The 25,022-nt window shown below is 72.5% G+C and carries 18 protein-coding genes; 14 read left to right on the forward strand and 4 right to left on the reverse strand.

Features of this window, described 5'->3' with window-relative positions; translation table 11 throughout:
- The first annotated feature begins 14 nt into the window (after positions 1-14).
- The 4 genes from ACPU2J_RS24335 to ACPU2J_RS24350 all read left to right on the forward strand — a co-directional run bounded on the left by ACPU2J_RS24335 (position 15) and on the right by ACPU2J_RS24350 (position 6,423).
- A complete protein-coding gene (locus tag ACPU2J_RS24335) occupies positions 15-296 on the forward strand; it encodes an acylphosphatase (protein WP_361604021.1) in 282 nt (93 codons plus the stop codon).
- Positions 297-644: 348 nt separating this feature from the next.
- Complete coding sequence (locus ACPU2J_RS24340) at positions 645-863, forward strand: hypothetical protein (RefSeq protein ID WP_030032603.1); 219 nt, start codon at positions 645-647, stop codon at positions 861-863.
- Positions 864-1,049: 186 nt separating this feature from the next.
- Positions 1,050-4,805 (forward strand): AAA family ATPase, encoded by a 3,756-nt coding sequence (locus ACPU2J_RS24345; protein WP_423833978.1) that lies wholly within the window; start codon positions 1,050-1,052, stop codon positions 4,803-4,805.
- A gap of 184 nt (positions 4,806-4,989) precedes the next feature.
- A complete protein-coding gene (locus tag ACPU2J_RS24350) occupies positions 4,990-6,423 on the forward strand; it encodes a sugar porter family MFS transporter (RefSeq protein WP_365496785.1) in 1,434 nt (477 codons plus the stop codon).
- A 41-nt stretch (positions 6,424-6,464) separates the two neighbouring features.
- Here ACPU2J_RS24350 and ACPU2J_RS24355 read toward each other — a convergent pair whose 3' ends face one another.
- Together ACPU2J_RS24355 and ACPU2J_RS24360 are read right to left on the reverse strand one after the other, a co-directional pair.
- On the reverse strand, positions 6,465-7,451 hold the full coding sequence (locus ACPU2J_RS24355; RefSeq protein WP_420079483.1) for an LLM class flavin-dependent oxidoreductase: 987 nt from the start codon (positions 7,449-7,451) through the stop codon (positions 6,465-6,467).
- Between the two features lie 62 nt (positions 7,452-7,513).
- Positions 7,514-8,977, reverse strand: coding sequence for a cytosine permease (locus ACPU2J_RS24360; RefSeq protein WP_420079482.1), 1,464 nt, complete (start codon positions 8,975-8,977; stop codon positions 7,514-7,516).
- 141 nt (positions 8,978-9,118) lie between these two features.
- Here ACPU2J_RS24360 and ftsY point away from each other — a divergent pair, with 141 nt between their 5' ends.
- Entirely contained in the window at positions 9,119-10,342 is a 1,224-nt protein-coding gene (gene ftsY, locus ACPU2J_RS24365) for a signal recognition particle-docking protein FtsY (protein WP_365079767.1), read from the forward strand.
- Between the two features lie 80 nt (positions 10,343-10,422).
- Here the strand turns inward: ftsY and ACPU2J_RS24370 are convergent, their stop codons facing one another.
- Positions 10,423-11,091: a bifunctional DNA primase/polymerase gene (locus tag ACPU2J_RS24370; RefSeq protein WP_423835004.1), complete on the reverse strand. Its 669-nt coding sequence runs from the start codon at positions 11,089-11,091 to the stop codon at positions 10,423-10,425.
- Between the two features lie 448 nt (positions 11,092-11,539).
- Between ACPU2J_RS24370 and ACPU2J_RS24375 the strand changes: the two genes are divergently transcribed.
- From ACPU2J_RS24375 to ftsH, 6 genes are all read left to right on the forward strand, one after another.
- Complete coding sequence (locus tag ACPU2J_RS24375) at positions 11,540-13,033, forward strand: hypothetical protein (protein WP_423833979.1); 1,494 nt, start codon at positions 11,540-11,542, stop codon at positions 13,031-13,033.
- A 289-nt stretch (positions 13,034-13,322) separates the two neighbouring features.
- Positions 13,323-14,666 carry an ammonium transporter gene (locus tag ACPU2J_RS24380; protein ID WP_361604157.1) on the forward strand — a complete coding sequence of 448 codons (1,344 nt, stop codon included), beginning with the start codon at positions 13,323-13,325 and terminating at the stop codon, positions 14,664-14,666.
- Positions 14,663-15,001, forward strand: coding sequence for a P-II family nitrogen regulator (locus ACPU2J_RS24385; RefSeq protein ID WP_361604154.1), 339 nt, complete (start codon positions 14,663-14,665; stop codon positions 14,999-15,001). The genes ACPU2J_RS24380 and ACPU2J_RS24385 overlap by 4 nt, the downstream gene beginning before the upstream one ends.
- 17 nt (positions 15,002-15,018) lie before the next feature.
- Positions 15,019-17,445 carry a [protein-PII] uridylyltransferase gene (locus tag ACPU2J_RS24390; protein WP_423833980.1) on the forward strand — a complete coding sequence of 809 codons (2,427 nt, stop codon included), beginning with the start codon at positions 15,019-15,021 and terminating at the stop codon, positions 17,443-17,445.
- Between the two features lie 132 nt (positions 17,446-17,577).
- Entirely contained in the window at positions 17,578-19,149 is a 1,572-nt protein-coding gene (ffh, locus tag ACPU2J_RS24395; RefSeq protein WP_183068623.1) for a signal recognition particle protein, read from the forward strand.
- Positions 19,150-19,297: 148 nt separating this feature from the next.
- Positions 19,298-21,238: an ATP-dependent zinc metalloprotease FtsH gene (gene ftsH, locus ACPU2J_RS24400; protein ID WP_420079479.1), complete on the forward strand. Its 1,941-nt coding sequence runs from the start codon at positions 19,298-19,300 to the stop codon at positions 21,236-21,238.
- 22 nt (positions 21,239-21,260) lie between these two features.
- On the opposite strand, the gene ACPU2J_RS24405 is transcribed toward ftsH, so the two are convergent.
- Entirely contained in the window at positions 21,261-21,938 is a 678-nt protein-coding gene (locus tag ACPU2J_RS24405; protein WP_420079478.1) for a methyltransferase type 11, read from the reverse strand.
- A gap of 131 nt (positions 21,939-22,069) precedes the next feature.
- On the opposite strand from ACPU2J_RS24405, the gene proS reads away from it, so the two are divergent.
- The 3 genes from proS (at position 22,070) to rpsP (ending at position 25,020) form a co-directional block, all read left to right on the forward strand.
- A complete protein-coding gene (gene proS / locus ACPU2J_RS24410) occupies positions 22,070-23,482 on the forward strand; it encodes a proline--tRNA ligase (protein ID WP_365496771.1) in 1,413 nt (470 codons plus the stop codon).
- A 267-nt stretch (positions 23,483-23,749) separates the two neighbouring features.
- Positions 23,750-24,346 carry a hypothetical protein gene (locus tag ACPU2J_RS24415; RefSeq protein WP_361604136.1) on the forward strand — a complete coding sequence of 199 codons (597 nt, stop codon included), beginning with the start codon at positions 23,750-23,752 and terminating at the stop codon, positions 24,344-24,346.
- A 236-nt stretch (positions 24,347-24,582) separates the two neighbouring features.
- On the forward strand, positions 24,583-25,020 hold the full coding sequence (gene rpsP / locus ACPU2J_RS24420) for a 30S ribosomal protein S16 (RefSeq protein WP_030031059.1): 438 nt from the start codon (positions 24,583-24,585) through the stop codon (positions 25,018-25,020).
- The last annotated feature ends 2 nt before the right edge of the window (positions 25,021-25,022 follow it).

Consider the following 25,022-nt stretch of genomic DNA (forward strand, 5'->3'; position numbering starts at 1 on the left):
GTTAGCGTGCACGCATGAATGAAGACGTCCGCATGACCGCCTGGGTGCGCGGTCGTGTGCAGGGAGTGGGCTTCCGCTGGTTCACCAGGGAGAACGCGATGGAGATCGGCGGTGTGGTCGGCTTCGCGCTCAACCTGGACGACGGGCGGGTACAGGTGGTGGCGGAAGGTCAACGTGAGAATTGCCACCGGCTGCTCGACTGGCTGAGGTCGGCCGACACGCCCGGCCGGGTGGACGGAGTGACAGAGATCTGGGGGACACCGCGCGGTGGCTACGACGGTTTCGGAATGCGGTGAGCGATCGGCTGATCATGCACTCATCACATCTCCGGACGTCCGCATGCGGTCGGAACTGGGCATTCGTCGCCGACGCGTTGCCGCACCCGTCGATCCGTGGAAGGCTCGGAGGAGAGGATGATCTCCACATCGCTCACGCGGGCCGCGGTGCCCGCCGATACGGGGCGTGATCGTGTTGACCGTCAAACTTTTTGGTGAGACGCTGGAAGCCCCGCGCACCTGAGCTGTTTGGCAGTGTTGGCAGTAGTAAGCGCAGTGACTGACAGTCGCTGTCGGACATCCGCGGGTGCGATTCCCTCACGACCCACACCGCTTCGGTCGGTCACTCAGTGTGGAGGACCATCCATCATGGCAAAGGCGCTTCTCGGTTACGTCGGCGGTTCCGACCCGCGACTCCTCGCCGAGATGCGACGGCTTCAGCAGCGCGTCCAGGACCTCGAGTCCGAGCTCGTACGGATTCAGTCCGAAAATGACGCGCTGAACGCGGCCGCCGCTCAGCACGACGGAGACTCGCTGCTGGACAGCATCGACATCGACGTACCCCAGGCGGAGCCTGCGCTCACCTGATCCGCGCTTCACTCGTCGCTCGACTCCAGCCCCCGCATGATCTGCAAGGGACGCTCCGGCGTCCCTTCTTTCTGTCGCCGCCCCCGCGGGCCCACAGGGCCAGGTGGGGGGCCTGGTGCCTCTGACGTCGATCGTGCCCTGCACCTTCATGGGTGAAACCGGACGTGAGAGGTAGAGTCCGGCGGCGTGCACCTCAAGTCCCTGACCCTGCGAGGCTTCAAGTCCTTCGCCTCCGCCACCACCCTCCGCTTCGAACCGGGCATCACCTGCGTGGTGGGCCCGAACGGATCGGGCAAGTCCAACGTGGTGGACGCACTGTCCTGGGTCATGGGCGAACAGGGGGCCAAGTCCCTGCGCGGCGGGAAGATGGAGGACGTCATCTTCGCCGGGACCACCGGCCGGCCGCCGCTCGGCCGCGCCGAGGTCTCCCTCACGATCGACAACTCCGACGGCGCGCTGCCCATCGACTACGCCGAAGTCACCATCACCCGCATCATGTTCCGCGGCGGCAGCAGCGAGTACCAGATCAACGGCGACACCTGCCGCCTGCTGGACATCCAGGACCTGCTCTCCGACTCCGGCATCGGCCGCGAGATGCACGTCATCGTCGGCCAGGGCCAGCTGGACTCCGTCCTGCACGCCGACCCGATGGGACGCCGCGCCTTCATCGAGGAGGCGGCCGGCGTCCTCAAGCACCGCAAGCGCAAGGAAAAAGCCCTGCGCAAGCTCGACGCGATGCAGGCCAACCTCGCCCGCGTCCAGGACCTCGGCGAGGAACTGCGCCGGCAGCTCAAGCCCCTGGGCCGGCAGGCGGCCGTCGCCCGCCGCGCAGCCGTCATCCAGGCCGACCTGCGGGACGCGCGGCTGCGCCTGCTCGCCGACGACCTGGTCGCCCTGCGCCGGGCGCTCGACGCCGAGATCGCCGACGAGGCCGCGCTGAAGGAGCGCAAGGAGGAGGCCGAGCGCAGGCTCGCTGCGGCGCTGCGGCGCGAGGCCGAACTGGAGGAGGCCGTACGGGAGCTCACCCCGCGCCTCCAGCGGGCCCAGCAGACCTGGTACGCCCTCTCGCAGCTCGCCGAACGGGTCCGCGGCACCGCCTCCCTCGCCGACGCCCGGGTCAGGAGCGCCACCGCACCCGCGGAGGAGGAGCGGCGCGGCCGTGACCCCGAGGACATGGAGCGCGAGGCCGCGCGGATCCGTGAGCAGGAGGCGGAACTGACGGCCGCTCTGGAGGCGGCCTCCCGCGCCCTGGAGGACACCACCGGTCACCGGGCGGAGCTGGAACGCGAGCTGGCCGAGGAGGAGCGGCGGCTGCGCGACGCCGCCCGGGCCATCGCCGACCGGCGTGAGGGCCTGGCCCGGCTGACGGGCCGGCTCGGCGCGGCCCGCTCCCGGGCCGGGGCGGCGCAGGCCGGGATCGACCGGCTCGTCCTGGCGCGCGACGAGGCACAGGCCCGGGCCGCCGCGGCCCAGGCGGAGTACGAGGCACTGGCGGAGGAGGTCGGCGGGCTCGACGAGCCGTCGGCCGAGGAGGACCACGAGGCGGCCCGGGCGGAGCTGAAGGAGGCCGAGGCCGCTCTCTCCGCCGCCCGCGAGGCCCTGTCGGCCGCCGAGAGCGCGCGGGCGGCGGTGTCCGCGCGGCGCGACGCGCTGGCGCTGGGGCTGCGCCGCAAGGACGGTACGGGCGCACTGCTCGCGGCGCGGGACCGGCTGGCGGGCCTGCTCGGGCCCGCGGCGCAGCGGCTCACGGTCACCCCGGGGTACGAGGCCGCCGTGGCTGCGGCACTGGGCTCGGCGGCGGACGCCCTCGCGGTGGCCTCCCCGCACGCGGCGGCCGAGGCGCTGCGCCACCTGCGCACCGCGGACGCGGGCCGCGCCACCCTGCTGATCACCCCGCCGCCCGCCCTCCCCGGCGGGGCGGCGGAGCCCGGCGTCCCCGTACCCGTATCGCCCGGGCCCGTCCGGCCGGCTGACCAGGCGGCCGCGGCCGCGGTCCTGGCCGCGGACCCCGCGGCCGCCCCGGTTCCGGCGCCGGCGGCCGCCCCCGGCCACGACGCCCCGCGGCGGGCGGACGTGCCCGCGGCCGGGCCGGCCGCCCTGCCGCACCCCTCCCCGGCCCCCGACGGCGCACGCCGCACCGCGCCGGTGGCCGTCACCGAGCTGGTCGGCGGGGACGCCGAGCTGCTGCGGGCCGTGGCGTGGGTGCTGCGGGACCACGTCGTGGTCGGCACCCTCGACGAGGCCGAGGCCCTGGTGCGGGACGCGCCGACGACGGTGGCGGTGACCCTGGAGGGCGACGTCCTCGGCGCGCACCTCGCGCACGGCGGTTCCGCCGGCGCCCCGAGCCTGATCGAGGTGCAGGCGGCGGTGGACGAGGCGGCGGCCGAACTCACCCGGTCGGACGAACGCTGCCGGGAACTCACCGAGGCGCGCGCTGCCGCGCAGGCGCGGCGCCAGGACGCGGCCGCCCTGGTGGAGGAACTCGCCGAGCGGCGCAGGGCCGTCGAGCAGGCCCGCGCCGGTGTCGCACAGCAGCTCGGGCGCCTCGCGGGCCAGGCGAAGGGCGCAGCGGGGGAGGCCGAACGCGGCGCCGCGGCGGCGGCCAAGGCGCAGGAGGCCCTGGAACAGGCGCTGGCCGAGGTCGAGGAGTGCGCGGAGCGGCTGGCCGTCGCCGAGGAGATCCCGGTGGAGGAGGAGCCGGACGGCTCCCGCCGGGACCGCCTCGCGGCCGACGGGGCCAACGCCCGGCAGACCGAGATGGAGGCGCGGCTGCAGCTGCGCACCCACGAGGAACGGGTCAAGGGGCTGGCCGGGCGGGCGGATTCCCTCGATCGGGCGGCCCGGGCGGAGCGCGAGGCCCGGGCCCGGGCCGAGCGCCGCCGCGCCCGGCGCCGGCAGGAGGCGGAGGTGGCCCGGGCGGTCGCCGACGGCGCCCGCCAGCTCCTCGCGCACGTGGAGGTCTCGCTGCACCGGGCCGACGCCGAGCGTGCCCTGGCCGAGGCGGCCAAGGTGCTGCGCGAGCAGGAGCTCGACGGGGCGAGGAGCGAGGGGCGCGGGCTGAAGGGCGAGCTGGACAAGCTCACCGACTCCGTCCACCGCGGCGAGGTGCTCGGAGCGGAACAGCGGCTGCGCATCGAGGCGCTGGAGGCGAAGGCGCTGGAGGAGCTCGGCATGGAGCCCGTCGGGCTGGTCGCCGAGTACGGTCCCGACCAGCCGGTCCCGCCGTCCCCGCCGGCCGACGGCGAGGAGCTGCCCGAGGACCCGGAGCACCCGCGCAACCGGCCGGGACCGTTCGTGCGCGCGCAGCAGGAGAAGCGGTTCAAGGCGGCCGAGCGGGCCTATCAGCAGCTCGGCAAGGTCAACCCGCTGGCGCTGGAGGAGTTCGCCGCCCTGGAGGAACGTCACCAGTTCCTCAGCGAGCAGCTGGAGGACCTCCGCAAGACCCGGGCCGACCTCCTTCAAGTGGTGAAGGAGGTCGACATGCGGGTCGAGCAGGTCTTCACGGAGGCCTACCGGGACACGGCCCGCGAATTCGAGGGGGTGTTCTCGCGCTTGTTCCCCGGGGGCGAGGGCAGGTTGGTGCTGACCGACCCGGACAACATGCTGACCACGGGGGTGGAGGTGGAGGCCCGTCCCCCGGGCAAGAAGGTCAAGCGCCTGTCGCTGCTCTCCGGCGGCGAGCGCTCGCTGACGGCCGTGGCACTGCTGGTGTCCATCTTCAAGGCGCGCCCCAGCCCGTTCTACGTGATGGACGAGGTGGAGGCCGCGCTGGACGACACCAACCTGCAGCGGCTGATCAGGATCATGGAGGAACTCCAGGAGAGCTCACAGCTGATCGTGATCACCCACCAGAAGCGGACGATGGAGGTCGCGGACGCGCTGTACGGCGTGTCCATGCAGGGCGACGGGGTCTCCAAGGTCATCAGCCAGAGGCTGCGCTGACGAGTAGCTTATTCAAGAAGTGAATCCACCGGGGCCTCCTTCTGGTTCACGCGAACGTAACCCCAGGTATTGACTTCAGGAAATGAACGAATAGGCTCGCTCCGCCGTCTCCCGCCTTCGAGTGGTGCCCGATCTTGACCTGTGCGCCACTGTAAGGACGGACGAAACCCCCACGGAGCCCACCTTGACCAGCAGCACAGCGCACGCGCCGACGCCCGGCGGCGGATCCTCGCCGCAGCCCGACCACCTCGGTCACGTCATCTTCATCACCGCGGCCGCTGCCATGGGCGGCTTCCTCTTCGGGTACGACAGCTCCGTCATCAACGGCGCCGTCGTCGCCATCCGCGAACGCTTCGACGTCGGGTCCGAGGCCCTCGCCCAGGTGATCGCCGCCGCGCTGATCGGCTGCGCCATCGGCGCCGCGACCGCGGGCCGCCTCGCCGACCGGATCGGCCGCATCCGCTGCATGCAGATCGCGGCCGTGCTCTTCACCGCGAGCGCCATCGGGTCCGCCCTGCCGTTCGCCCTCTGGGACCTCGCCATGTGGCGCGTGATCGGCGGCTTCGGCATCGGCATGGCCTCGGTCATCGGCCCGGCCTACATCGCCGAGGTCTCCCCGCCCGCCTACCGCGGCCGGCTCGCCTCCTTCCAGCAGGCCGCCATCGTCATCGGCATCGCCGTCTCCCAGCTCGTCAACTGGGGGATCCTCAACCTCGCCGACGGCGACCAGCGCGGTGAGATCGGGGGCCTGGAGGCCTGGCAGTGGATGCTGGGCGTCATGGTCGTCCCGGCCGTGCTCTACGGGCTCATGTCCTTCGTCATCCCCGAGTCCCCCCGCTTCCTGATCTCGGTCGGCCGCACCGACGAGGCCCGCACGGTCCTCACCGAGGTCGAGGGCACGAAGATCGACCTCGACGCACGCGTCCGCGAGATCGAGCACGCGATGCACTCCGAGCACAAGTCCACCTTCAAGGACCTGCTCGGCGGGCGCTTCGGCTTCCTGCCGATCGTCTGGATCGGCATCGGCCTCTCGGTCTTCCAACAGCTCGTCGGCATCAACGTGATCTTCTACTACAGCTCCTCGCTGTGGCAGTCCGTCGGCATCGACCCGACCAGCTCCTTCCTCTACTCCTTCACCACGTCGATCATCAACATCATCGGCACGGTGATCGCGATGATCTTCGTCGACCGGATCGGCCGCAAGCCGCTCGCCCTCATCGGCTCCGCCGGCATGGCGATCTCGCTCGGCCTCTGCGCCTGGGCGTTCTCCTTCACCACCGGCACGGGCGACGACATCACCATGCCCGACGCCCAGGGCACCGTGGCCCTGATCGCCGCCCACTCCTTCGTGCTCTTCTTCGCCCTGTCCTGGGGCGTGGTCGTCTGGGTGCTGCTCGGCGAGATGTTCCCCAACCGGATCCGCGCCGCGGCACTCGGCGTCGCCGCCTCGGCCCAGTGGATCGCCAACTGGGTCATCACCGTCACGTTCCCGTCCCTCTCCGACTGGAACCTCTCCGGTGCCTACGTGATCTACACCGTCTTCGCACTGCTCTCGATCCCGTTCGTCCTCAAGTGGGTGCCGGAGACCAAGGGCAAGGCGCTGGAGGAGATGGGGTGACCAACCCCGCCACCACCCCTTCTCCTCGGTACTGCCCCGGCTCAGCCCTTGAGCCGGGGCAGTACCCGTTCGCACAGCAGGTGCAGACTGCGCCAGCCCTCGTCCAGCGGCATCCCGCCGCACAGCGGATGCAGGACCAGGTTCCCCGCCTCGCCCGCGCCGCGGCCGTACGCGACCGCCTCGTCCGGGGTCAGGACCCGGTAGACGCCCTCCTCGCGCAGCTCCGCCACCGAGCGCGCGCCCGACCGTACGGCGCTGCGGATGTCCTTCGACTGCCATGAGGCGTACGTGGCGGCCTCGTGCAGGAAGTGCTCGCCGTACTCCGCCCAGACCCGGTCGGGGTCCTCCGCGACGTGCAGCAGCGGGGTCTCGGCGGCCGGCATCATGCAGAAGCCCTCCGTGCCGTACTCCGCAAGCCGCGCCGTGTAGTACGCCTCCAGCTCCGGCAGGTGCGCGCTGGGGAAGAACGGGAGGCCCAGACGGGCCGCGCGCCGGGCCGCCGCCTCCGAGCTCCCGCCCACCAGCAGCAGCGGGTGCGGCCGGGTGAACGGCGCGGGGGTGACCCGTACCGTCCGGCCGCGGAACGCGAAGGGCTCGCCGGTCCATGCCTTCAGCAGGGTCTCCAGCAGCTCGTCCTGGAGCCGGCCGCGCCGGCCCCACTCCACGCCGTGCTGTTCGTACTCCTCGGGCCGGTAACCGATCCCCGCGACCGTGACGAGCCGTCCCCCGCTCAGCAGGTCCAGGACGGCGATGTCCTCGGCGACCTTCAGCGGGTCGTGGAGCGGGCCGATGACCGCCGAGACGGTGACGGCGATCCGGCGGGTGGCCCCGAAGACCGCGCCGGCGAAGGCGAAGGGGGAGGGCATCCAGTTGTTCGCCGTCCCGTGGTGCTCCTCGGTCTGGACGGTGTCGACGCCGCGGTCGTCGGCGTACCGCGCCATCTCCAGCGCCGTCCTGTAGCGGGCGGAGAGCGACTCGGGGGTGCCGTTCGGGTCGACCAGGTTGAAGCGGGCCACGGTGACGGGCATGGAGGAGTCCCCCTTCGCCGGATGGGGTGTGCGGGCGAAGGGGGACGTTAGCTGACGTGGCGTCAGTTGGACAGTGATCCGGCCGGTTCGGGCTCCCGCTCCGGCGCGGCGGCCGCGCCGCCGTGCGCCGGCGTGCGCGGCAGTACGGCGTACAGCAGGCCGGAGGTCACGATGCCCATCACCCAGCCGAGGCCGTTGCGCCCGATCCAGGTGGTGGCCAGCGGTCCGCCGAACCAGTCCACCTCGGTGAAGAGCAGGCCCACCACCAGGGCCGCCGCCCACGCGGTCATGGCCTGCCAGGCGAAGCCGCCCCGGTACCAGTAGGCGCTGGTCCGCGTGGTGTCCAGCAGGGCGGCGCCGTCGTAGGAGGTGCGGCGCAGCATGTCCACGCCGAAGACGCCGATCCACGCCGAGAACGCCACGGCGAGCAGGGTGAGGAAGGAGATGAAGGAGCCGAAGAAGCTCGTGGCCACCACCATCAGCAGGAAGCCGAAGACCAGGCTGATGACCGCGTTCACGCTGACGGCCCACGCTCGCGGCACCTTGATGCCGAGGGTCTGCGCGGTGAAGCCGGCCGAGTACATGGACATCGAGTTGATCAGCAGCATGCCGACGAGCGCGACCAGCAGGTACGGCACCGCGATCCAGGTGGGGAGCAGCTCGCCGATGAAGGAGACCGGGTCCTGGGCGGTGGCCAGGTCGGGGGTGCCGACGGCCATGACCGCGCCCATCAGGACCATCGGGAGCACGACGATGCCCGCGCCTCCCACGGTCGCCCCGACCACCGCGCGGGAGGAGGCGGTGCGCGGCAGGTAGCGGGTGAAGTCGGGACCCGAGGGGACCCAGCTGATGCCGCCCGCCGCGATGGTGCCGATGCCCGCGACCATCATCGCGGTCGAACCGGCCGGCTTGGCGAAGACCGCCGACCAGTCCGTGGTGAAGACCAGGTAGCCGAGGACCAGCACGCTGAACGCGCCGAAGAGGTACGTCGACCACGTCGAGCAGACCCGCAGCGCGGTGATGCCGAGGCCGGAGACCAGGAAGGTGCACCCCACGAAGAAGAGCAGGGTGACGACGATCAGCACGGTGTTGCTCTCGATGCCGAACAGCAGGTCCAGCACGGTCAGGACGGCGTAGGCGCCGCTCACCGCGTTGATCGTCTCCCAGCCCCAGCGGGCCACCCAGATCAGCGCGCCCGGGAAGAGGTTCCCGCGCTGCCCGAACACCGCCCGCGACAGCGCCATGCCCGGCGCGCCGCCGCGCTTCCCGGCGATGGATATCAGGCCGACGATCCCGTACGAGACCACCGGCGCGACGGCCGCGACGACCAGCACCTGCCAGATGTTCAGCCCGTTGAAGATCACCAGACCGGCGCCCATGGTCAGCAGCAGCACGCTGATGTTGGCGGCGACCCAGGTGGGGACGAGCTCGCGGACCCTGCCACCGCGCTCGGCGTCCGGGACGGGCTCCAGGCCGCGGGTCTCCATCGCGGATTCGGTTCCGCCGTCGGCGGGCTCGGCAGGCATGCGGGTGCTCCCTGGGAGGGGTACGGGGAAGTCGCCCATCATCGTAGATGTGCTGCTAAAAGCACAAACAGAGGCTTACGTCCGGCCCGGAACGCCGGGGTTCCCGGCTCCGAGGGGGCCGTGGCCGATACTGGTGGGGTTATGGACATCCTCATCCTTGCTGTAGTCATCGCCCTGGTCGCGGTCGGCGCGATCAGCGGGCTCGTGGTCAGCAGCCGCAAGAAGAAGCAGCTGCCGCCGCCCCCGCCCCCGAGCACGCCGACCATCACTGCCCCGCCTGCCGAACCGCAGGTGGGGGAGGACGCCGTAGAGACGGCGGAAGAGCCGCGCCGCACGATCGAGGAGGTCGGACTCCCGCAGGCCGAGGCTCCTGTCGAGGCCCCCGCGGCCGAGCCCGCGGTCGAGCCCGAGGCCCCGGCCGCGCCCGCGATCGAGGTGCCGGAGCCCACCGCCGGCCGCCTGGTCCGGCTGCGCGCCCGCCTCGCCCGGTCCCAGAACTCCCTGGGCAAGGGGCTGCTCACCCTGCTCTCCCGCGAGCACCTCGACGAGGACACCTGGGAGGAGATCGAGGAGACCCTCCTTGTCGCCGACGTCGGCGTCGTGCCCACCCAGGAGCTCGTCGACCGGCTCCGCGAGCGGGTCAAGGTGCTCGGCACCCGCACTCCGGCGGACCTGCGCGCCCTGCTCAAGGAGGAGCTGCTGACCCTGGTCGGCACCGACCTCGACCGCGCCGTGAAGACGGAGAGCGGCGAGGACACCCCCGGCGTGATCATGGTCGTCGGCGTCAACGGGACCGGCAAGACCACCACCACCGGCAAGCTCGCGCGGGTCCTCGTGGCCGACGGCCGCAGCGTGGTCCTCGGCGCGGCCGACACCTTCCGCGCGGCCGCCGCGGACCAGCTCCAGACCTGGGGCGAGCGCGTCGGCGCCCGTACCGTGCGCGGACCCGAGGGCGGGGACCCGGCGTCCATCGCCTACGACGCGGTCAAGGAGGGCATCGCCGAGGGCGCCGACGTGGTGCTCATCGACACCGCGGGCCGACTGCACACCAAGACCGGCCTCATGGACGAGCTCGGCAAGGTCAAGCGCGTCGTGGAGAAGCACGGCCCGCTGGACGAGATCCTGCTGGTCCTGGACGCCACCACCGGCCAGAACGGCCTGACCCAGGCCCGCGTCTTCGCCGAGGTCGTGGACATCACCGGCATCGTCCTCACCAAGCTCGACGGCACGGCCAAGGGCGGCATCGTCGTCGCCGTCCAGCGCGAGCTGGGCGTCCCCGTCAAGCTCATCGGGCTCGGCGAGGGCGCCGACGACCTGGCCCCCTTCGAGCCGGAGGCGTTCGTCGACGCCCTGATCGGCGACTGAGCGCACCACCCCCGCGCGCATACGGCTGCCCCCGCGTTCCGCACTGGAACGCGGGGGCAGCCGTATGCGCGGGGGACGGCCTAGCGGCGGAAGCGGTGACAGATGTAGGCCAGGGTGCCCAGCAGGAGGCGGGCCTGCGGCGGCCGGCCGGCCGAGTCGAGCGTGGGCGGACGCAGCCAGCCGGACTGGCCCAGCCCGGCCCGGTCCGAGAGGGGAGCCGTCACGTAGGAACCCTGCCCGAGGGCCCTGAGGTCGAGGTCGGCGTCGTCCCAGCCCATCCGGTACAGCAGCTGGGGCAGCTCCGCCGCCGCGCCGGGGGCGACGAAGAACTGCGCCCGGCCCTCCTCGGTGACGACGACCGGGCCGAGCGGCAGGCCCATCCGCTCCAGCCGCACCAGGGCGCGTCGCCCGGCCTCCTCGGAGACCTCGATGACGTCGAAGGAGCGGCCCACGGGCAGCAGGATCGCGGCGCCCGGACACTTGCCCCAGGCCTGCGTGACCTCGTCGAGCGTGGCCCCGGCAGCGACCGCCGGGGCGAAGGCCAGCGGGTGGGCGCCGGGTGCCGCGCACCGTGCGTCCCCGCAGGAGCACGCGCGGGCGGGGGAGGCCGCGCGGGCCCCGGGGACCACGTCCCAGCCCCACAGCCCGGTGTACTCCGCCACCGCCGTGCACTCCGAGGTCCGGCCGCGGCGCCGGGTGCCGGAACGGAACTCCCGGGTGCCGCGGCTGCCGCCGATCGTGAAACCCATGCCCATGCCCATGCCCCCTCCAACGGGTCGGACGCGCCGGTGGTTACGACGCCCGGGGTGACGGCGTCGGAGGGGCCTGCTGCACGCCTCCCGCGGCACCGCGCCGCGGATCCGCGGCGGTGTGCCGCCGGCCGCCGCCCGGCGCACTCCTCGCCGCGCGCGCCCCCGGCGCACTCCAGTCCAACCGGTCCGTTTCACCTTGGTGTCAAGTGAATCGCGCCTGGCCGGTGGCGAGTTCATTCGAAGGGGTGGCGAATGGTGGCGTTTCCGAGAACGGCCTCGCCGCAGGGGTGATCGTAGGATTACTTTCGGTACACGAAACCGGAGGCGGGCCCATCCGTGGGTATGCCGGAGGCAATCCGTGAAGGACCTGTGAAGGTCCGTGGGGACGCTCCGCGCCCCGGCCAGGGTTTCGTACGGAAGAGGCTGAACGGATGGGGGCGTTCCAGTGAGCGGCAACGGCGCAAGCGGAACGGGCGACAGCGCTGCTGCTGCGCGGAACGACCAGCTGACCTCGTGGTTCGTCCGCAGCGGATGGTCCAAGGGCGAACTCGCGCGCCAGGTCAACCGCCGCGCCCGCCAGATGGGCGCCCACCACATCAGCACCGACACCTCCCGGGTGCGCCGCTGGCTCGACGGCGAGCAGCCGCGCGAGCCCGTCCCGCGGATCCTCTCCGAGCTGTTCTCCGAGCGCTTCGGCTCCGTCGTCGCCATCGAGCAGCTCGGCCTGCGCACCGCGCACCAGACGCCCTCCGTCTCCGGGGTCGACCTCCCCTGGGCCGGCCCGCAGACCGTCGAGCTGCTCGGCGAGTTCTCCCGCAGCGACCTGATGCTGGCCCGCCGCGGCTTCCTCGGGACCTCGCTCGCCCTCTCCGCCGGCCCCGCCCTCATCGAGCCGATGCAGCGCTGGCTCGTCCCCGTCCCGGCCGCCGACCCGGGACCGCGGGAGCCGGGGCCGGCGGGCGCCCTCGGCGGCCACCGCCCGCCCCGGCTCTCCGAACCGGAACTCGACCTCCTCGACGCCACCACCGTCATGTTCCGCCAGTGGGACGCCCAGTGCGGCGGCGGCCTGCGCCGCAAGGCCGTCGTGGGCCAGCTCCACGAGGTCACCGACCTGCTCCAGGACCGGCACCCCGCCCCGGTGACGAAGCGGCTGTTCAAGGTCGCCGCGGAACTCGCCGAGCTGGCCGGCTGGATGAGCTACGACATCGGCCTGCACCCCACCGCTCAGAAGTACTTCGTCCTCGCGCTGCACGCCGCCAAGGAGGCCGGGGACAAGCCCCTCGGCTCCTACATCCTGTCCAACATGAGCCGCCAGATGATCCACCTCGGGCGCCCCGAGGACGCCCTGGAGCTCATCCACCTCGCGCAGTACGGCAGCCGCGACTGCGCCGGCCCGCGCACCCAGGCCATGCTGTATGCGATGGAGGCCCGCGCGTACGCCAACATGGGCCAGCCCAGCCGCTGCAAGCGGGCCGTCCGGATGGCCGAGGACACCTTCGGCGACGTGGGCCTCGGCGGCGAGCCCGAGCCCGACTGGATCCGCTTCTTCTCCGAGGCCGAGCTCAACGGCGAGAACTCCCACTCCTTCCGCGACCTGGCCTACGTCGCCGGGCGCAGCCCCATGTACGCCTCCCTCGCCGAACCCGTCATGGAACGGGCCGTCGAACTGTTCGAGAAGGACCAGGAGCACCAGCGCTCCTACGCCCTCAACCTCATCGGCATGGCCACCGTCCACCTGCTCCAGCGCGAGCCCGAGCAGGCCGCCTCGCTCGTCGACCGGGCCCTCGACGTGGCGGGAAAGGTGCGCTCCGAACGGGTGAACACCCGACTGCGCAAGACTGTCGACAGCGCCGCCCGTGAATACGGCGACGTCGCCGAGGTGGTGCGGCTCACCGACCACCTCACCTCCCGCCTCCCCGAGGCCGCGGAGGCCGTCTGACGGCCCCCGGGCCCTCCCCGAAGACCCCGGCCGCGGCGGTCACCCCGAGAAGCCCGATCAGGCTCCCCCAGCCAGGACGTCCGGGTACCGCCGCGGCCGGCCGCACCACCGCCCAGTTCATGGACGCGTAACACGCCCGACCTCTTCGTCATCGGAGCGAAACACCGAGCGGCGCCGCCGGAAACCGGCCTGCGCGAATCTCATGGCCAATAACCGGCCAGTTCCTTCTGCCGCCGCTCAGGTTCCCACGATCGCCCGCACGCGAACGTACGACGACGAGGAGACGCCGATGGCATCAGCCATCACGACCCTCGCAGCAGACGCCCCGACCCTGTCTGCCGCGAACACCGGGTTCATGCTCATCTGCTCCGCCCTGGTCATGCTGATGACCCCGGGACTCGCCTTCTTCTACGGAGGCATGGTCCGCGTCAAGAGCAGCCTCAACATGCTGATGATGAGCTTCATCAGCCTGGGGATCGTCACGATCCTCTGGGTCCTCTACGGCTTCAGCCTCGCCTTCGGCACCGACTCCGGCTCCCTCATCGGCTGGAACTCCGACTACGTGGGCCTCAGCGGCATCGGGATCACCGAGCTCTGGGACGGCTACACCATCCCCGTCTACGTCTTCGCCGTCTTCCAGCTGATGTTCGCCGTCATCACCCCGGCCCTGATCAGCGGCGCCCTCGCCGACCGCGTCAAGTTCAGCGCCTGGATCCTGTTCACCGCGCTCTGGGTCACCGTCGTCTACTTCCCCGTCGCCCACTGGGTCTGGGGCGCCGGCGGCTGGCTCTTCGAGATGGGCGTCATCGACTTCGCGGGCGGCACCGCCGTCCACATCAACGCGGGTGCCGCGGCCCTCGGCGTCATCCTGGTCATCGGCAAGCGCGTCGGTTTCAAGAAGGACCCGATGCGCCCCCACAGCCTCCCCCTGGTGATGCTCGGCGCCGGCCTGCTCTGGTTCGGCTGGTTCGGATTCAACGCCGGCTCCTGGCTCGGCAACGACGACGGCGTCGGCGCGGTCATGTTCGTCAACACCCAGATCGCCACCGCGGCCGCCATGCTCGCCTGGCTCGGCTACGAGAAGCTGCGCCACGGCTCCTTCACCACCCTCGGCGCCGCCTCCGGCGCGGTCGCCGGCCTCGTCGCCATCACCCCGGCCGGCGGCTCCGTCAGCCCGCTCGGCGCGATCGCCGTCGGCGCCATCGCCGGTGTGCTGTGCGCCATGGCCGTGGGCCTCAAGTACAAGTTCGGCTACGACGACTCCCTCGACGTCGTCGGCGTCCACCTCGTCGGCGGCGTCGCCGGCTCCCTCCTCGTCGGCCTCTTCGCCACCGGCGGGGTCCAGTCCGACGCGGCCGGCCTCTTCTACGGCGGCGGCCTGGAGCAGCTCGGCAAGCAGGCCATCGGCGTCTTCTCCGTCCTCGCCTACTCTCTGGTGGCATCCGCGCTGCTCGCCCTGCTCCTCGACCGGACCATGGGGATGCGCGTCACCGAGGACGAAGAGGTCTCCGGCATCGACCAGACCGAACACGCCGAGACCGCATACGACTTCAGTGGCGCCGGTGGCGGAGCAGCCGCGCGGAGCACCACCGCACCCACCCTCTCCGCCACGAGCAAGAAGGTCGACGCATGAAGCTGATCACCGCCATCGTCAAGCCGCACAAGCTGGACGAGATCAAGGAAGCGCTCCAGGCCTTCGGAGTGCAGGGCCTCACCGTCAGCGAGGCCAGCGGCTACGGCCGCCAGCGCGGCCACACCGAGGTCTACCGCGGCGCCGAGTACCAGGTCGACCTCGTACCGAAGATCCGCATCGAGGTCCTGGTTGAGGACGACGACGCCGAACAGCTCATCGACGTCGTCGTGAGCGCCGCCGGCACCGGCAAGATCGGCGACGGCAAGGTGTGGAGCGTACCGGTGGACTCGGTCGTCCGGGTCCGCACCGGCGAGCGCGGCGCCGACGCGCTCTAGACGACGGGAGCTCCTGGGTGACGAGCGTCGAAGACACCACCGACCACACGGCCGACCCGGGACCCAGCGGATACGCCGCGGCCCGGCTGCGACTCCTCCAGCAGGAGTCGCGGTCCGGGCCTGCACGGCGTTCCGCCCTGGCCGGGCTGACCGACGACTGGCTGGGCGCGCTGTTCGCGACCGCCGTACGGGAGACCGGGGTCCGCGGGGCCACCCTCGTGGCCGTCGGCGGGTACGGGAGGGCCGAGCTCTCCCCCCGCAGCGACCTCGACCTCCTGCTGCTGCACGACGGCAAGGCCGAACCGCGGGCGCTGGGCGCCCTCGCCGACCGGCTGTGGTACCCCGTCTGGGACCTCGGCCTGGCCCTCGACCACTCGGTACGGACCCCCGGCGAGGCCCGCAGGACCGCGGCCGAGGACCTGAAGGTCCACCTCGGCCTGCTGGACGCCCGCACGGTCGCCGGCGACGCGGGGCTCCTGGCCGGGCTGCGCACCTCCGTCCTGGCCGACTGGCGCAACCAGGCGCCGAAGAGACTCCCCGAACTGCACTCCCTGTGCCGCGAGCGGACCGAGCGGGCCGGGGAGCTCCGCTTCCTGCTCGAACCCGACCTCAAGGAGGCCCGGGGCGGCCTCCGGGACATCACCGCCCTGCGCGCCGTCGCCGCCTCCTGGCTCGCCGACGCTCCCCGCGAGGGCCTCGCCGAGGCCCGCCGCCGGCTCCTGGACACCCGCGACGCCCTCCACCTGGTGACCGGCCGCGCCACCGACCGGCTCTCCCTCCAGGAGCACGACCAGGTCGCGGCACAGCTCGGCCTGCTCGACGCCGACGCACTGCTGCGCGAGGTCTACGAGGCCGCCCGCGTGGTCGCGTACGCCGGCGACGTGACCTGGCGCGAGGTCGGACGTGTCCTGCGGGCCCGCGCCGCCCGCCCCCGGCTGCGCGGCCTGCTCGGCGGCCGCGGCGCCCAGGCCGCCGACCGGGCCCCCCTGGCCGACGCGGTGGTGGAGTCCGACGGCGAGGCCGTGCTGGCCCTGGCCGCCCGCCCGGACCGGGACCCCGTCCTGCCCCTGCGCCTGGCCGCGGCCGCCGCCCAGGCCGGCCTGCCCGTCTCGCCCCACGCCGTCCGCAGGCTCGCCACGCAGGCCAAGCCGCTGCCGGTGCCCTGGCCGGCCGAGGCGCGCGAGCAGCTCGTCACCCTGCTGGGCGCGGGGGAGCCGACCGTGGCCGTCTGGGAGGCCATGGAGGCGGAGGGCCTGATCACCCGGCTGCTCCCGGACTGGGAGCGGGTGCGGTGCCGCCCCCAGCGCAACCCCGTCCACACCTGGACGGTGGACCGCCACCTCATCGAGACGGCCGTCCGGGCCTCCGCCCTCACCCGCCGGGTCGGCCGCCCCGACCTGCTCCTGATGGCCGCCCTGCTGCACGACATCGGCAAGGGCTGGCCCGGCGACCACTCGGTGGTGGGGGAGACCATCGCCCACGACGTCGCCGTCCGCGTCGGCTTCGACGCGCCGGACGCCGCCGTCCTGGGGACGCTCGTCCGCCACCACCTGCTGCTGATCGACACCGCGACCCGGCGCGACCTCGACGACCCGGCCACGCTCCGCTCCGTCGCCGACGCCGTGGGCTCGGTGGGCACGCTGGAGATACTGCACGCCCTCACCGAGGCGGACGCCCTCGCCACCGGCCCCGCCGCCTGGAGCGCCTGGCGCGGATCCCTCGTGGCCGACCTCGTCGCGCGGGTCGCCGCCGTCCTGCGGGGCACGGCCCCCGCCGAGCGGGCCCCGGACATCCCGAGTGCCGAGCAGGAACGCCTCGCGGTGGAGGCCCTGCGCACCGGCGAGCCGGTGCTCGCGCTGCACGCCCGCCACGAGGCGGACGCGGTCGGCGTGGAGCTGGTGCTGGCCGTCCCCGACCAGCCGGGCGTCCTCCCGGCCGCGGCCGGGGTGCTGGCCCTGCACCGGCTCACCGTACGGGCGGCCGACCTGCGCTCGGTGGAGCTCCCCGACCGGCTCGGCGAGGTGCTCGTACTGCGCTGGCGGGTGGCGGCCGAGTACGGGGCGCCGCCGGAGTCGGCGCGGCTGCGCAGCGACCTGGTCCGCGCCCTCGACGGCTCCCTGGACGTCCCGGCGAAGCTCGCGGACCGGGAGGCCGCCTACCCGCGCCGCCGCGGGGTGCTCCCGCCGCCGCCCCGCGTCACCGTGGTCCCGGAGGTGTCCCCGCTGGCGACGGTCCTGGAGGTGCGGGCACCGGACGCGGTGGGGCTGCTGCACCGGATCGGCCGGGCCCTGGAGGCCGGCGGGGTCCGCGTGCGCAGCGCGCACGTCTCCACCCTGGGCGCGAACGCCGTGGACACCCTGTACGTGACCACCCCGGAGGGCAAACCCCTGGATGCCCCGGCCGCGGCCGCCCTGGCGGCCTCGGTGGAGGCGGCCCTCTCCTGACGCACGGGGGTCCGGGAGCGCCCCGGACCCCCACCGCGGGAGGGAAACCCGCCCGCCGGGCCGGACGGACGGCGCGGGCGGATACCCTGGGGGACGACCACCACGCCCCCGACCCGAGGAATCGCGACCACCGTGTTCGATACGCTCTCCGACCGCTTGGCGAATACCTTCAAGGGCCTGCGCGGCAAAGGCCGGCTGTCCGAGGCTGACATCGACGCAGCGGCCCGGGAAATCCGTATCGCCCTCCTCGAGGCCGACGTCGCCCTCCCGGTCGTCCGCTCCTTCATCGCGAACGTCAAGGAACGCGCGCGCGGCGAAGAGGTCAGCAAGGCCCTGAACCCGGGCCAGCAGGTCCTCAAGATCGTCAACGACGAGCTCATCACCATCCTGGGCGGCGAGACCCGGCGGCTGCGCTTCGCCAAGACCGCGCCCACCGTGATCATGCTCGCCGGTCTCCAGGGTGCCGGTAAGACCACCCTCGCCGGAAAGCTCGGCCTCTGGCTGAAGGGGCAGGGCCACACCCCGCTCCTGGTCGCCTGCGACCTCCAGCGCCCGAACGCCGTCAACCAGCTCTCCGTCGTCGCCGACCGCGCGGGCGTGGCCTTCTACGGCCCCCAGCCGGGCAACGGCGTCGGCGACCCGGTCCAGGTCGCGAAGGACTCCGTCGAGTACGCGCGGACCAAGCAGTTCGACATCGTGATCGTCGACACCGCCGGCCGCCTCGGCATCGACGCCGAGCTGATGCAGCAGGCCGCGGACATCCGCGACGCCGTCAGCCCCGACGAGATCCTCTTCGTCGTCGACGCCATGATCGGCCAGGACGCGGTCAACACCGCCGAGGCCTTCCGTGACGGCGTCGGTTTCGACGGCGTGGTGCTCTCCAAGCTCGACGGTGACGCCCGCGGCGGTGCCGCGCTCTCCATCGCGCACGTCACGGGCAAGCAGATCATGTTCGCCTCGAACGGCGAGAAGCTCGACGACTTCGACGCCTTCCACCCGGACCGCATGGCGGGCCGGATCCTCGACATGGGTGACATGCTCACCCTCATCGAGCAGGCCGAGAAGACCTTCTCGCAGGCCGAGGCCGAGAAGATGGCGGCCAAGCTCGCCAAGGGCCCCAAGGAGTTCACGCTCGACGACTTCCTGGCCCAGATGGAGCAGGTCCGCAAGATGGGCTCCATCTCCAAGCTGCTCGGCATGCTGCCCGGCATGGGCCAGATCAAGGACCAGATCAACAACATCGACGAGCGCGACGTCGACCGCACCGCGGCGATCATCAAGTCGATGACCCCGGCCGAGCGCCAGGACCCGACGATCATCAACGGCTCGCGCCGCGCCCGTATCGCCAAGGGCTCCGGCACGGAGGTCAGCGCCGTCAAGTCCCTCGTCGAGCGGTTCTTCGACGCCCGCAAGATGATGTCCCGCATGGCCCAGGGCGGCGGCATGCCCGGCATGCCGGGCATCCCCGGGATGGGCGGCGGCCCCGGCCGCCAGAAGAAGCAGGTCAAGCAGGCCAAGGGCAAGCGCAAGAGCGGCAACCCGATGAAGCGCAAGCAGGAGGAGGCCGCCGCCGCGGCCCGCCGCGAGCAGGGCCCGCAGACCGTCGACCCGGCGGCCGCCTCCAACCCCTTCGGCCTCCCGGCCGGCGGCCAGGACGGCCAGGACTTCGACCTCCCGGACGAGTTCAAGAAGTTCATGAAGTAACCCGCGCGCTCGCGCGACCAGAGGGCCCCGACCGTGCACCCACGGCCGGGGCCCTCTCGGCTTCCCCGGGGCGGCAAGTCGATTTGTCGCTTATGGTCGGCCGGGAGGAAGGACGTCCGGACCTCCGGACGCCCGAAGGAGGCGCCCCGTGCCCAGCCCCACCCCGGTACCTCCCCGAGACCGCTCCGACACGCCCTGGCGCTCGGAGGGCGCCCCGCCCGCCCCACAGCCCCGCAAGCGGATGCCCGGCGGCTGGCGGGGGCTGATCCTCGCGGCCGCGATCGTCTTCGTCGTCACCAACCTGGTGCTGTCCTTCTTCAACGAGGGCGACGAGCCGACGATCTCCTACACCGAGTTCAGCAAGCAGGTCACCGCCGGCAACGTCTCGAAGATCTATGCCAAGGGCGACGCCATCCAGGGCGAACTAAAGGCCGCCCGGCCCGCCCCCGACGGCGGCAAGGGCGACTACACCAAGTTCGTCACGCAGCGCCCGTCCTTCGCCGAGGACGACCTGTGGGCCGAACTCACCCGGCAGAACGTCAACGTCACGGCCTCGCCCGTGGTCGTCCAGCGCAGCTTCCTCGCCAACCTGCTGCTCTCCCTCGCCCCCATGCTCCTGCTCGTCCTGCTGTGGGTGTTCGTCGCCCGCCGGATGGGCGGCGCCATGGGAGGCGCGATGGGCGGTCTGGGCCGCAAGGCCCCGCCCCGGCCCGTCGAGCTGGACGCCGGCGCCAAGCGCACCACCTTCGAGGACGTCGCCGGCATCGACGAGGTGGAGGGCGAGCTCAACGACGTCGTCGACTTCCTGGAGAACCCCCAGGAGTACCGCCGGATGGGAGCGCGGATGCCCGGCGGCGTCCTGCTGTCCGGACCGCCCGGCACCGGCAAGACCCTCCTCGCGCGGGCCGTCGCTGGCGAGGCCGGCGTGCCCTTCTTCTCCGCCTCCGCCTCCGAGTTCATCGAGATGATCGTCGGCGTCGGCGCCTCCCGGGTCCGCGAGCTCTTCGCCGAGGCCCGCAAGGTCGCCCCCGCGATCATCTTCATCGACGAGATCGACACCATCGGCCGCGCCCGGGGCGGCGCCGCCGGCATGGGCGGCCACGACGAGCGCGAGCAGACCCTCAACCAGATCCTCACCGAGATGGACGGCTTCTCCGGCTCCGAGGGCGTGGTGGTCCTCGCCGCCACCAACCGGGCGGACGTGCTCGACCCCGCGCTGACCCGGCCCGGCCGCTTCGACCGCATGGTGGTCGTCCCGCCGCCCGACCGCGCCGGCCGCGAGGCCATCCTGCGCATCCACACCCGCGACATCCCGCTCGCCGACGGCGTCGACCTGGCCCAGGTGGCCCGCACCACCCCCGGCATGACCGGCGCCGAACTCGCCAACCTCGCCAACGAGGCCGCGCTGCTCGCCGTCAAGCGCCGCCAGGACGAGGTCACCCAGTCCGACCTGTCGGACGCGCTGGAGAAGGTCCAGCTCGGCGCGGAACGCCCCCTGGTCATGCCCGAGGAGGAGCGCCGCCGAACGGCCTACCACGAGAGCGGCCACGCCCTGCTGGGCATGCTGCAACCGGGCGCCGACCCCGTCCGCAAGATCACCATCGTGCCCCGCGGCCGCGCGCTCGGCGTCACCCTCTCCACCCCGGACTCCGACCGGTACGCGTACACGGAGGAGTACCTGCGCGGCCGGATCATCGGCGCCCTCGGCGGCATGGCGGCCGAGCACCTCGTCTACAACGTCATCACCACCGGCGCGGAGAACGACCTGGAGCAGGTCACGAACATCGTCCGCGGCATGGTCGGCCGCTGGGGCATGAGCGAGCGCATCGGCCGCCTGACCGCGGTCCCCTCCGACGGGCAGAGCCCCTACGGACTGTCCGCTGCCCCCGCCACCCTCGACGCGGTGGACCACGAGATGCGCCGGATCGTCGACGAGTGCTACGTGGAGGCCTGCCGGCTGCTGCGCGAGAACCGCACCCGGCTGGATGCCCTGGCGCAGGCCCTGCTCGCCAACGAGACCCTCGACGAACCGGCCGCCTACGCCGCCGCCGGCATCACCCGGCTGACGAAGGAGCACGGCACCGGCTGAGCGGAGCCCGGCCCCGGGGCCCTCACCCCGCCCGGGCGATCACGTACCGGAGGATGTTCGGCAGCCACACGGCGCCGTCGGGTCGCTCGAACGGGTGAAGCGCCTCCGCCAGCTCCTTCTCCGCCAGCGCCGGATCGGCCGCACCGTCGTAGAGCCCCGTCGACAGCAGCCCGCGCACCGCGCTGTCCACGTCCGCGTAGCCGAACGGGCAGAACACCCGCCCCGATCCGTCCGGCCTGAGCCCGGCGCCCTCCACGAGCGCGTCCAGGTCCTGCGGCACGGGCCCGCCCCCCAGTACCGAGGGCACCGTGCAGCGCTCGGCGGGACCCCAGCCCGCCAGCACCACGGCCCCGCCCCGCCGGACCGAGGACAGCGCCGCCGCCAGCGTCCCCGCGGACGGCGCGAAGGCGAGCAGGGCGTCGTACGGGCGGCCTCCCGACGGCGGGGCCGCCAGGACGTCGAGCAGCCGCTCGCGGGCCAGGGCCCGCCGGGCCGGATCCGGCTCCACCCCGGTGGCCGCGGCTCCCCGCGCGGCCGCCAGCAGCAGGGCCAGCCCGGCCCCGCAGCCGAGGTCGAGGAGCCGGTCGCCCGGCCCGACCTCCAGCCGTTCGTAGACCGCCTCGTACAGCGGTACCAGCATCCGTTCCTGGATCTCCGCCCAGTCCCGGGCGACGAGTGTCGCGGTCGGCGTCGGTGTCATCGAAAGAGCGCTCCTGATTCCGTGTCGCCCCCCTGCCCCCGTTGACAGAGAACTCCCCAATCGCGCCCGCGTCCAGAGGAGCGCGGCACCCGATTCACGCATCCCGCGCCGGGCGCCGTACGATTCGCGGCATGGCAAAGGCACCCGTTCTCACCCCGCAGGCGGAGGATTTCCCCCGCTGGTACCAGGATCTGATCAACAAGGCCGAGCTGGCCGACAACGGTCCGGTCCGCGGCACCATGGTCATCCGACCGTACGGCTACGGCCTGTGGGAGCGGATGCAGCAGGAGATGGACGCCCGCATCAAGGACCAGGGCGCCCAGAACGCGTACTTCCCCCTCTTCATCCCGCAGTCGTACCTGACGAAGGAAGCCGAGCACGTCGAGGGCTTCGCCCCCGAGCTCGCGGTCGTCACGCACGGCGGCGGCAAGGAGCTGGAGGAGCCCGTCGTCGTCCGGCCCACGTCCGAGACGATCATCAACGACTACTTCTCCAAGTGGGTCCAGAGCTACCGCGACCTGCCCCTGCTGATCAACCAGTGGGCGAACGTGGTCCGGTGGGAGATGCGCCCCCGGGTGTTCCTCCGTACGAGCGAGTTCCTCTGGCAGGAGGGCCACACGGCCCACGCCACCTACGAGGACGCCCGCGAGTACGCCGCGCGCATCCACCGCGACGTCTACGGCGACTTCATGAAGAACGTGCTCGGCATCGACGTCGTGCTCGGCCGCAAGACCGCCAAGGAGCGCTTCGCCGGCGCCATCAACACCCTCACCCTCGAGGGCATGATGGGCGACGGCAAGGCCCTGCAGATGGGCACCAGCCACGAGCTCGGCACCAACTTCGCCAAGGCCTTCAACACCCAGTACCTGTCGAAGGAGGGCAAGCAGGAGCTCGTCTGGCAGACCTCCTGGGGCGTCTCCACCCGCATGGTCGGCGGTCTGATCATGTCCCACGGCGACGACAACGGCCTGCGCGTCCCGCCGCGGCTGGCGCACGTCCAGGTCGTCGTCATGGCGATCAAGGGCGACGAGGCCGTCGCGAAGGTCCGCGAGCTGGGTGCCCGGCTCAAGGCCGCCGGCATCCGCGTGCACGTGGACGACCGCGTCGACACCCCCTTCGGCCGCCGCGCCGTGGACTGGGAGCTCAAGGGCGTACCGGTCCGCATCGAGATCGGCCCCCGCGACCTGGAGGCCGGCACCGCGATGCTGGCCCGCCGGATCCCGGGCGGGAAGACCCCGGTGCAGATCGACGCCCTCGCCGACCTGCTGCCCAAGGTGCTGGACGAGGACCAGGCGCAGCTGCTGCGCGAGTCCCGCGAGCGCCGCGAGGCCCGTACGTCCGACGTCGCGACCATCGAGGAGGCCGCCGAGGCCGCCATCGCCGGCGGCTGGGCGCGGATCCCGTGGGCGGACCTCGGTCCGGAGGGCGAGGCGAAGCTCGCCGAGCAGGCCGTCTCCGTGCGCTGCCTGGTGGCCGAGGACGGATCCGTCCCGGACGCCGACGACGCCCCCGGCACCCTCGCGATCGTGGCGCGTTCGTACTGACCGCGGTCCGGCGGAAGGCTTCCGGGCCCCGGCGCACGGCAGGTGCCGTGCGCCGGGGCCGGTCTTTTCCGGCCGGTCTGCGACCGCCGTCCGGTCCTCGTCCGGCCGGTGCCGGCCGCGTTCTGGTCGACGTTACGTACCGACTCCTCCGGGGTTCTGCGCACCCGTCCTCGTCGGGACGCATCAGGCTGAACTGACTGGTACGTGCAAAAAATTTGGAATGGCCCGGAATCGGAACACCCGGGCACCTCGGCTCGTTGTCACGACGTGAGCACGACACCACCTGTTCTCGCCGCAGAGCTGGCGCAGGCGTGGGCCGACATTCAGCGGTACCACCCCGAGCTGCCTGACCTTGCCGCGCCCGAGTCCCTGATCGGAGAGTCCTCGTCCGCCTGCGGCGCCGAGCTCTCCTTCGAGCGACTGCTGCACGAGGCAGTCCACGGCATCGCCGCCGCCCGCGGTGTCCGTGACACCTCGCGCGCCGGCCGCTACCACAACCGCCGGTTCCTGGCGATCGCCGAGGAGATGGGCCTCGACCACTCCGACGAGCCGCACGCCAGCAGCGGCTTCTCCCTGGTCACGCTCAACCCCGAGGCGAAGCGGCGCTACCGGCCCACCATCGAGCGCCTCCAGCGGGCGCTCAAGGCGCACACCGTGGCCACCGCCGCCGACACCAAGCGCAGCTTCCGCGGGCCCGCCGCGCGGCACGGCTCCTCCGGCGGGGGCGTGCGTGTCAAGGCGGTCTGCGACTGCGGGCGCAACGTCCGGGTGGTCCCCTCCGTGCTGGCCCAGGCGCCGATCGTGTGCGGCGGCTGCATGAAGCCCTTCCGCATCCCCGACGTGGCCATCGCCGCGGCCTCCTGACACCCCGAGCGGCCGGCGCGCGGAGCCGGGCGTGACGTGCGGGCTCGTCCGGCCGGAGAGATCCTCCCCGTCGGCCGAGCCCGGCGTGGGCGTATGGCACAATGGCTAGCTGTACTCGACAGTCGCATAGGACCCCTCTCTCCTCCGGCTGACGCGTCCATCGGGCACCCGAGTACCGCAACCCCACGTGGCATCTCATGTGCCCAACCACGTCAAGTTCAGGAGACACCACTCCAGTGGCAGTCAAGATCAAGCTCAAGCGCCTCGGTAAGATCCGCTCTCCCCACTACCGCATCGTCGTCGCCGACGCCCGCACCCGCCGGGACGGCCGCGCGATCGAGGAGATCGGCATCTACCAGCCGACCTACAACCCGTCGCGCATCGAGGTCAACGGTGAGCGCGCCCAGTACTGGCTCTCCGTCGGCGCCCAGCCGACCGAGGCCGTCCTCGCCATCCTGAAGCTCACCGGTGACTGGCAGGCCCACAAGGGTCTCCCGGCCCCCGCGCCGCTGCTCCAGCCGGCGACGAAGGAAGACAAGCGTCGCTCCTTCGACGAGTTCGCCAAGGCCCTCGAGGGCATCGGCGAGGGCAAGGGCGAGGCCATCACGCAGAAGAAGAAGGCCGACAAGAAGGCGGACGAGGCTGAGGCCGCCGCCGAGTCGACCGAGGCCTGAGC

The sequence above is a fragment of the Streptomyces manipurensis genome (genome assembly GCF_049570255.1).
In the GTDB taxonomy this organism is placed as follows: domain Bacteria; phylum Actinomycetota; class Actinomycetes; order Streptomycetales; family Streptomycetaceae; genus Streptomyces; species Streptomyces manipurensis.